This window comes from Pseudoalteromonas sp. CO342X (assembly GCF_004208915.1).
Lineage (GTDB): Bacteria > Pseudomonadota > Gammaproteobacteria > Enterobacterales > Alteromonadaceae > Pseudoalteromonas > Pseudoalteromonas maricaloris.
Genome location: NZ_SGPH01000008.1, coordinates 40,245 through 49,579, shown reverse-complemented (window position 1 = coordinate 49,579; position 9,335 = coordinate 40,245). Strand labels below are relative to the sequence as shown.

6 protein-coding genes are annotated in these 9,335 nt (G+C 43.9%); 1 reads left to right on the top strand and 5 read right to left on the bottom strand.

Annotated features, from left to right (window positions below):
- The first annotated feature begins 468 nt into the window (after positions 1 to 468).
- The gene (locus EXT47_RS01950) at positions 469 to 2,100 is read left to right on the top strand and encodes a response regulator (RefSeq protein WP_039491432.1); all 1,632 of its coding nucleotides are present in this window, start codon (positions 469 to 471) and stop codon (positions 2,098 to 2,100) included.
- Between the two features lie 22 nt (positions 2,101 to 2,122).
- Here EXT47_RS01950 and msrB read toward each other — a convergent pair whose 3' ends face one another.
- From msrB to EXT47_RS01925, 5 genes are all read right to left on the bottom strand, one after another.
- A complete protein-coding gene (gene msrB, locus EXT47_RS01945; protein WP_039491435.1) occupies positions 2,123 to 2,563 on the bottom strand; it encodes a peptide-methionine (R)-S-oxide reductase MsrB in 441 nt (146 codons plus the stop codon).
- Position 2,564: 1 nt separating this feature from the next.
- A complete protein-coding gene (locus EXT47_RS01940) occupies positions 2,565 to 3,077 on the bottom strand; it encodes a DUF2919 domain-containing protein (protein ID WP_039491437.1) in 513 nt (170 codons plus the stop codon).
- 4 nt (positions 3,078 to 3,081) lie between these two features.
- A complete protein-coding gene (gene ligA, locus EXT47_RS01935) occupies positions 3,082 to 5,100 on the bottom strand; it encodes an NAD-dependent DNA ligase LigA (protein ID WP_130125791.1) in 2,019 nt (672 codons plus the stop codon).
- Positions 5,101 to 5,166: 66 nt separating this feature from the next.
- Positions 5,167 to 5,892 carry a cell division protein ZipA gene (gene zipA, locus EXT47_RS01930; RefSeq protein ID WP_130125790.1) on the bottom strand — a complete coding sequence of 242 codons (726 nt, stop codon included), beginning with the start codon at positions 5,890 to 5,892 and terminating at the stop codon, positions 5,167 to 5,169.
- A gap of 18 nt (positions 5,893 to 5,910) precedes the next feature.
- Positions 5,911 to 9,300, bottom strand: coding sequence for an AAA family ATPase (locus EXT47_RS01925; RefSeq protein WP_130125789.1), 3,390 nt, complete (start codon positions 9,298 to 9,300; stop codon positions 5,911 to 5,913).
- Between the last annotated feature and the right edge of the window lie 35 nt (positions 9,301 to 9,335).

The window sequence follows — 9,335 nt, the reverse complement described above, 5'->3', positions numbered from 1 at the left end:
GTTGTTAGCTCAGTTGGGAGAGCATCGCCCTTACAAGGCGAGGGTCACTGGTTCAAGTCCAGTACAACCCACCACTTTATTTTCTAGATAGAGTGGCCGATACAAAACATCACGCTAAATCTAAGCAAGGCTAAAACCATAACTTTAAATCTAGTACAAGACACTTTTTCACTTTATTTATAGTCATTGTTACTTGTCACATACTCAAACAGCACATCAAACTGAATAAATTTAAACCTGCCATAAAGCCCATAGAAACAACCTCGTTTTTCTCATTTATTAACTAATTAGTTACTCTTCTTAGCCTCCCAAATTTTAGTTATATCCTTAACTATTTTGCCACTAACCTCAGTAAATAGTTGGGATAAGCTAAATAGACTAACCTACTAAAAATGAGTTAATTTTTGTTTTCAAAACTACACCTAAGTACTAGACTAGAAGCAAAGCCATTGTCTAAAAATTGTTTCTATGTCAGCTCCATCTATTCAAAATGCCAAAATGTTAATCGTTGAAGATCAACCATTAGCATTGAGCTATATGAAACAATCTTTAGAACAGTTAGATTTCAGAAATTTAAAATTTGCAGAAAGTGCAGACAGTGCAAAAGAGCTTTGCACTATCAATAAGTTTGATCTCATCGTATGCTCTTTTGGTTTAGCAAAAAAGCAAAATGGCTATCAATTTTATGAAGAGTTACGGTCCAAACAGTTAATTCGCTCAAGTACCGCTTTTATTTTTATTTCTTCTGAAACTAGCCCCGAGTTAGTCCATAGTATTATCGAACTCCAACCCGATGACTTTTTAGTTAAGCCCTTTTCAATAAAAGAACTACAAAACCGTATAGAACGAGTTTTAAAGCGTAAACAGGCTTTAAGGCATATAAACTTGCTTGTAGACGATAAGAACTATTCAAAGGCCTTAAAAGCGCTAGATCTAGAACTAGACAACAAAGATCATAACTACACTTCCCTACTCCTAAAGCTAAAAGGAGAACTTCTACTCAGACTTAATCAACTAGAAGAAGCTAAGTCTTTTTACAAGTCGGTTTTGGCTCTGCAAAAGTTTACATGGGCTAAGCTAGGCTTGGTCGAGGCGCTCATTACCAACAATGAAGATGTTATTGCTCAAAAGATGTTAAAAACCTTAATCGAGCGACCGGAAACTCGTCTTCCTGCGCTCGATTTATTGAGCAAACTCGAAATAAAGCTAAACCAATATGAGAATGCCCAACAATTGTTAGAGCAAGCAATTGAGATGGCACCCAGAAACATAAATAGGCAACAGTCACTTGGTCGAGTTGCGCAAATTAATCACGACTATGAAGCCAGCTATAAAGCGCATAAAGATATCGCAAGTTTCGCGCGCTACTCGATCCATGACAAACCCGAAGTGTATTTGAATGCAGCACGAGCTGGAATAGACTTTGCCCTGAGTACCGATCAATCAGACCAAGTTACTCGTCTCACAAGGCAGACACAACAATACCTGAGTGATTTAAAGCACCAATTTCCAAACGCACAAACCCAAGCGCAAATCGATGTCCTCAACGCCCGCGTCCATTATCTAAAAGATGAGCATAAAAAAGCGAAACAACTGCTAGAACAGTTAGAAGATGAACCCGTTATTCGCTCGGTAGATTCCACTTTAGACAAAGCAAAAGCACTACATGAGGTGGGATTAAACCACAAAGCTCAGGAGCTATTTAGTCAAGTTATTGCACACTGTGAGCGCCACAACTCAAGCGCAGATCCCATCACAATGCACTATCTATATCAGCAGCAGCAAGAGAAAAAAGAGATCACTATGGGCCCAAGAGAGCTCAATAACCATGCGGTCACACAGTTTAACAAAGGACAATATGAAACCGCTTTGGAGGCATTCACTCAAGCATTTAGAATTATGCCTAAAAACTCGGGAATAGCGCTGAATTTACTGCAATGTATGAGTGATAGTTGCGCTAAGTCAGGAAGTACATTTAATTCCAATTTAGCAAAGCGTTGTACTACCTTGCTAAATCAGTCTGAGTTGGATAGTGAACAGCAGATCCGCTACGGTAAACTCAAAGCTAAACTAAATGAAATGAAACTCGACTTTGAGTAATCACTTGTTTATCGCAATTGAGCTATTTCTTTTCCATCGCAAGGGCATTAACACAATAACGCAGTCCACTTGGTTCAGGGCCGTCAGGGAATACGTGACCTAAGTGGCTATCACATACATTACAAGTGATTTCGACGCGCGTCATTCCATGGCTCTTATCGCCATGATACGCAACCGCTTCCACTGCTGCAGGCTGTGTAAACGAGGGCCAACCAGAGCCACTATCAAACTTTTCTTCGGCATCGAATAACAACTCGCCACAGCATACACAGTAGTATTTACCAGGTTCAAAAAGCTGACAACTTTGTGAGCTAAACGGGCGTTCAGTCCCCTTTTTCCTGGTGATCATGTAAATTTCTGGAGCAAGCTCTGATTGCCATTGCTGGTCCGATTTTTCAACTCGGCGAGGAGCAACAGGATTACCATTTCTGGCAAAGTTTAGTATATCTAACCACTTTAACATCTCAATTCTCTCTCTTGTTTACTTCTGTCTTTTGCTCTTCAACAGGAAGTGGCCAATCGCCAAAAAAGCAACTTAGATAGCGGCTTTTAATTAAATATAAAAGTACCCAACTCACCAACACAATTTGTACGGCAATATAAGGAGAAAAACTATAATGGGTTTTCCCAGCTTGCAGGATCAACCACGCTAAATCGAGTACTGCTGTTAATATAAGTGGCAAACGCATATAACGCCAGACGGCTGCCAGCTTTGGAGAGCTTGTTGGTCGCCTAAGAGAAAACACAACGGTTGGTATGAGCGCGATACAAGCGATCCCTGTCGCGACAAAAAAGTGAAACTTAGACTCAAAGAATAACGACATCAAATCCAAGTCTGGGCGTCTCGCAAGTGCAGAAAACACCCAAATAAGCAACGGGCGGAGCAACACAACCAGCGCTAAATTAAAAGCGCTTGGCGTACGATAAACGCCATATTTATCCCAGTATTCAGGGCCGTATCGTGTTACTGATTTCATTTTACTACTCGTATTTGTTTAACAGTGCGATCAGCGCCTCTTCATCGAACACCTCAACACCTAGTTCTTGTGCCTTAGTGAGCTTAGAGCCTGCTTTTTCGCCGGCATAAACTGCATCCGTATTTTTCGACACACTACCCGCGACCTTAGCGCCAAGCGCTTGCAATCTCGCTTTAGCATCGTTGCGGTTCAATTGGCTCAAGGTTCCAGTCAATACATAAGTTAGCCCTGCTAAAGGTTGTGTATCCTCTGACGGTGCTGCAACATCTTGCCAAGTTACACCCACTTCGATCAATGCAGTTACCACTTCTTGATTATGCTGCTCGGCAAAAAAGCTATGAATGTGTTGTGCAACAACAACACCAACATCACTTACTTGCTGTAGAGTATCAATGGAGGCGGCCATCACTTTTTCAAGCGTCAGGAAGTGATTTGCCAAGTTTTGTGCTGTCGCTTCACCGACTTCTCTGATCCCAAGCGAATACAAAAATTTGGCTAACGTTGTTTGCTTTGCTTCTTCAAGCGCCGCAACCAAGTTTTTAGCAGACTTTGGCCCCATACGTTCAAGAGATTCAAAATGGCCCTGCTTTAAGATAAACAGATCGGCAGGGGTTTTGATTAGCTCTCGCTCAACTAACTGCTCAACTATTTTGTCGCCAAGGCCATCTATGTCGAGGGCCTTTCTCGATGCAAAGTGCTTAATTGCTTCTTTACGTTGTGCACGGCACACTAAACCACCAGTACAACGCGCAACCGCTTCTCCTTCAACACGTTCAACATGAGAATCACACACAGGACAAGTATCTGGAAACTCAATCTCTTTGGCATCATCAGGACGCCTATCTAACACGACCTGAGTTACCTGAGGGATCACATCCCCAGCTCGGCGTACAATAACGGTATCACCAATCTTTACACCTAAACGCGCAATTTCATCACCATTATGAAGCGTGGCATTCGATACCGTAACACCACCAACAAAAACAGGCTCTAAGCGTGCAACGGGCGTGATCGCACCAGTACGACCGACCTGAAACTCAACATCAAGCAGCTGAGTGATCTCTTCTTGTGCTGGAAACTTAAATGCAATCGCCCAGCGCGGCGCGCGAGCAACAAAGCCAAGCTGCTCTTGCTGCGCTTTATCATTCACTTTGATCACTACGCCGTCGATTTCATAGGGAAGCTCAGCACGGCGCGTCATGATATCTTGATAATAAGCCAAAGCTTGCTGTGCATTATCGACAAGCTTTGTCTCAGGGCTCATTGGCAAGCCCCAACCTTGTAATTGCTGTAGTTGCGCATAATGCTCGTTGGCCAGCTCACCGCCTTCAACCAAGCCCATAGAATAAGCATAAAACATCAACGGACGCTTAGCGGTGATTTTTGAGTCTAATTGGCGCAGACTTCCCGCAGCCGCATTTCTTGGGTTTGCAAAGGTCTTATCACCTTTTGCTTGCGCCGTTTCATTTAGCTTAATGAAACCCGCAGTATCCATAAAGACTTCACCACGCACTTCTACTTCATGCGGAATATGTTCTCCACGCAGTTTCAGCGGAATATTGCGAATGGTTTTGACGTTCTCCGTAATGTTTTCCCCAACTTGACCGTCTCCCCTTGTCGCCGCTTGAACGAGCACACCATCACGATACAAAATAGACACAGCCAAGCCATCGAGCTTTGGTTCACAGCAAAAAGTAACATCTTTACTTGTCAGTAGGCGCTCTTTTAGACGGCGATTAAATGCCGTAAATTCACTCTCGTCAAAGGCATTATCAAGCGACAACATAGGTACTCTGTGTGTTACTTGCTCGAACTTGCTAAGCGCTTCACCACCCACTTTCTGCGATGGGGAATCAGGACTTTGTAACTCAGGATGCTGCTGCTCAAGCGCCATCAACTGGCGCATTACACGATCATATTCCGCATCAGGCACACTAGGGTTATCTAGAACATAATATTGGTAATTGTAATCTTCGAGTTGCTGCCTAAGGGCTACAACTTGGCTTTCAATGTTGTCTGACATTTAAACCTCTAAACGTAAAAAGCCACCAGCGGATGCCAGTGGCTTAAAAATGATTCTAAGTAGCGATTAAGCGGCGAATTCACGCACTTTTTCAACATAACCGCGCACAGCGTCAACCGTTAACGGTTCGCGGTCTTTATCAAGTACGGTTGCGCCAAACTCTTCAGCTAGTTTTTTCGATGCACTGTGAAGCATGTTAAATGCAGCCAAGTTATCGCCTTCACAAGGTAAGGTCATAAATAGGCTAATGCCAGCTGTGCTAAATTGTTCCATGTTATCGATATCAAACGTACCAGGGTTGTACATGTTTACCAATCTAAATAACACAGGACCATTTCCGGACGGCTCTAAATGGCGATTAAAGAAGCCCTCATCAGAATATTTAAATCCAAGGCTTAACACGGTTGGTAACAACCTTGAACCTGCCATTTTCAGGCCTTCAGGCATATCAACGTGAAGAATAATAAAGTCTTGTGGCTCTATTGCACTCTCTTCAGGCTCAGCCTCTTCAGATCCACTGTTCTCGGTTTGCACCTCAGTTTCAGGCTCTTCCGTCGCTATAATGCCCTCAGTCGCAGGCTCGTCATCCACCGCACTAAAGGTCATCTCTCCAATTTCAGGTTCGTCAGGCTCTTTATCGTGATTCGGCGTTTGCTCTTTGAGTTCATTGGGCTCCTTTTTAGACACTTTATCGCTGCTCTTCTTACGAACAGACCAAAGTCCATGTATGAGTAACCCGCCTATGACCAACGCACTGATCACGATTAATGCCCATCTTAACTCTGTGGCCATTGCTCACCTTTTTTGTTGTTATGCCTGTGCCATTTGCACCGCTTGTTCTATATCTACGGCAACCATACGCGACACCCCGGGTTCTGCCATGGTTACCCCCGTCAGTCTACCCGCCATTTCCATAGCGACCTTGTTATGACTGATATAAATAAATTGCACTGTTTGCGACATCTCTTCAACCAAACGACAAAATCGCCCTACGTTTGCGTCATCAAGCGGTGCATCTACTTCATCCAGCATACAGAATGGGGCTGGATTAAGCCTGAATATTGAAAACACCAATGATAATGCGGTCAGCGCTTTTTCTCCACCACTTAACAGATGAATTGTCGAGTTTTTCTTACCAGGCGGCCTTGCCATGATAGAAACACCACTTTCAAGCAGGTCATCGCTAGTCAATTCCAGGTATGCATTCCCCCCACCAAACACTTTAGGAAACAACTCGGCTAAATCTTCATTCACTTGATTAAAGGTGGTACTAAAGCGGGTTTTGGTCTCTTTATCAATTTTTCTGATCACCGTTTCTAACGTTTCTAACGCATTAGTGAGATCATCCAGCTGTGTATCTAAATAGGTTTTACGTGCCTTCGCTTCTTCAAACTCTTCAATTGCGGCTAAGTTTACAGCCCCTAACTTACCAAGATCATTACTGACTCGACTCAAATTGGCTTGATACTGGCCCAAGTTTGCATCTTCAGGTAATTGCGCCAGTTCTGCTTTTAGCGTCCGACCAAGCTCCTGCAAGGGTTCAAGTGCCGCTTGCGCCTTTATCATCAAGCTTTGCTCTTCAAGTTTCACTTGTTGCAAAGACTCATTGAGTTTACTCACTTCGCCTTGTGCATCTTTTAATGCCGCTTGTTTTTGGGAGAGGTTTTCCTTGGCTTGGTTAAGCGTATCCAACATCGTTTGCTTTTGTGCCTTGGCTTCTAGATGTTGGGCGAGCAATAATTCAATGTCTTCATGCGCCTCCGCGAGTGGCTCTTCACAAAGTACAATATCTTCTTGTGTTTGTTCGATGCGTTGGTTTATTTCATCGCGACGATGTTGCAAGTGTTCCAACTTAGAATTACTGAGCTGTCGTTCACTTTCTGCCTGCTGCGACGCAAGTTTAGTTGTATGAACTAATTGCTGCGCGTCTTGTAATGCGGCGCGTCGAGATTGACTATGTTGTTTAAACTCGGCCAACTTAGCCTCGGCCAGTTGTTGTGTTTGTTGTACTTGCGCTAGCAACTCATCACGTTGTAATTGCTGTTCAGTATAATGTTCAAGTTGTTCGATGACCTCGTCTCGTTCTTGAGCAATGGCATCAAGCTGTTCTTGAATTTTTTGTCCTTGCTCACGCCAAGCGCTCAGATTCTCATCCAGCATTTCAACTTTGGTTTTATGGCTGGCGATCGCTTGGGCTTTTTCGTGAACGCATTGCTGTGTTTCTAATAAGCCAGCTTGCGTGTTCTCAAGAACAATGTGTTTTTGTGCTACAACCTGCTTGGCCTCTTCGGCGAGTTGTTGCAAATGAGGAAGCTGAGTATGGCATGACTGCAATTGGGCATAGCGTTTTAACGCGCCACTCTCGTCATTGCTTTTCGCCTTGGCCTTAAAGTTATCTCCCACAATAACGCCACCGACCGTCACGCCGAGAAGGAATTGTTCACACGATTGAAAGTCTGTAGATTCAGCACATAATTTTATTTTCGTTAAAAAGCTGGGGAACAGTCCTGAGCTTATTTTTGTCGCGACGGAATCAACGGGAACTTCGAGTTCAATGGGCCATAGCGTATTCATTTCGCTTTGCTCAACGACTAAATGCGTCAACCCAAGCAGTGCCGCTTCCACGCATTCTTCATACCCTGACTCAACAACAAGTTGCGATAACATAGTCGCAGCTGAAGTCTCCGACGCTTCGTCTGCCCAGCGTGATAACGCTTTTATTTCAGATTGCACTTCTTGTAGCGCCTGAAGCGCTTTTTGAGCATGAGTCTGCGCCTGTAAGATTTCTTCTTTATTGGTTTGCTCTTGGCCTTGCAGCTTACTAGCTTGGCTTTGTAATTTTGCCATCGCTTGAACTAGCTGATGATGTGCATCCTGAGCTTCAGCCAAGTCATTTTCCAACATAGATGCGTGATGCGTTTCGGCCTGTTCCAGCAGCTCAGCCTGACGCTTATCTACGTGCAGTTTAGCTTGCTGTTGTTGCGCTAATTGGCTTGCCCCTTGCTGTACCTGAGCATGTATTTTTTGGTACTGCTTCTGTGCGCCACTAAACTGCGCTTCTAACTGAGTTTGCTCTGTGTCACTTTGCTCATTTGCGAGTTGAATTTCTTCCAGTTGCAATAGCGCAATTTCAAGTCGTTCAGAAACTTCAGCGACTTTTTCAGCGCTGCTCGCCACATACTCGGCTTGCTCATCTTGCGCCTCAATCACTTCTTGCTGTTGTGATTTCAGTATTTGAGACTGCTCAATAAGCTGACGCTTTTTATCAGTTAGATTGACTTTCTGTTGCTCAAGCGTTGCCAACTGGGTTTCAATTCGGTGCACGCTATGTTGTGCTTGCTCATAGCCATCATTGAAATGCTTAATTTCATGTTCTAGCGTCGCCAAAATGCTGTCATGGCCACTGTGAGCTTCATTAAAAAATGCTAATTTTTCGTTGAGTTTGGCAATTTCTTTGGCTTTTATTGCCTGCTTTTGCTCAAGGCTTTGCCACTTTAAAATTGCTATCCTCGACTTTAAGTCACGCTCTTGCGACTTTAAAGACTTATATTCGCTCGCCTGTTGTGCTTGAAGTGCCAGTTTATCTAGCTGAATCTGTAGCTCTTGCCTAACATCGAGCAAACGCTCCATGTTTTCGCGGGTACTCTTGATCCGGGTTTGGGTTTCTCGTCGACGCTCTTTATATTTTGAAATTCCGGCGGCTTCTTCTAAAAAAACTCTTAACTCTTGCGGCTTACTTTCGATCAAGCGAGAGATCATCCCTTGTTCGATAATTGCATAACTGCGAGGACCTAGGCCAGTACCTAAAAAGATATCTGTGATATCGCGCTTACGGCACTTACTACCATTTAGAAAATACAGAGATTGGCCGTCTCGCGTCACTAAGCGCTTAATGGCAATTTGGTTACGATCTGCAAACGTGCCGGGCAACCGGCCTTGAGTATTATCAAAAATCAGTTCTACAGAAGCTTGCGAGATAGGTTTACGTTTGGTTGAACCGTTAAAAATAACGTCCGTCATGGCATCGCCACGGAGGTTTTTCGCAGAGCTTTCACCCAGTACCCAGCGAACCGCATCAATAACATTAGACTTACCACAGCCGTTTGGCCCAACCACACATGTCATCTGGTCAGGAAACGGGATCTTGGTTGGCTCTACGAAAGATTTAAAGCCGGCTAGTTTGATGCTACTCAGTCGCATAGCTTATTATTGTTGTTCGCGGTTACTTTTGAGAA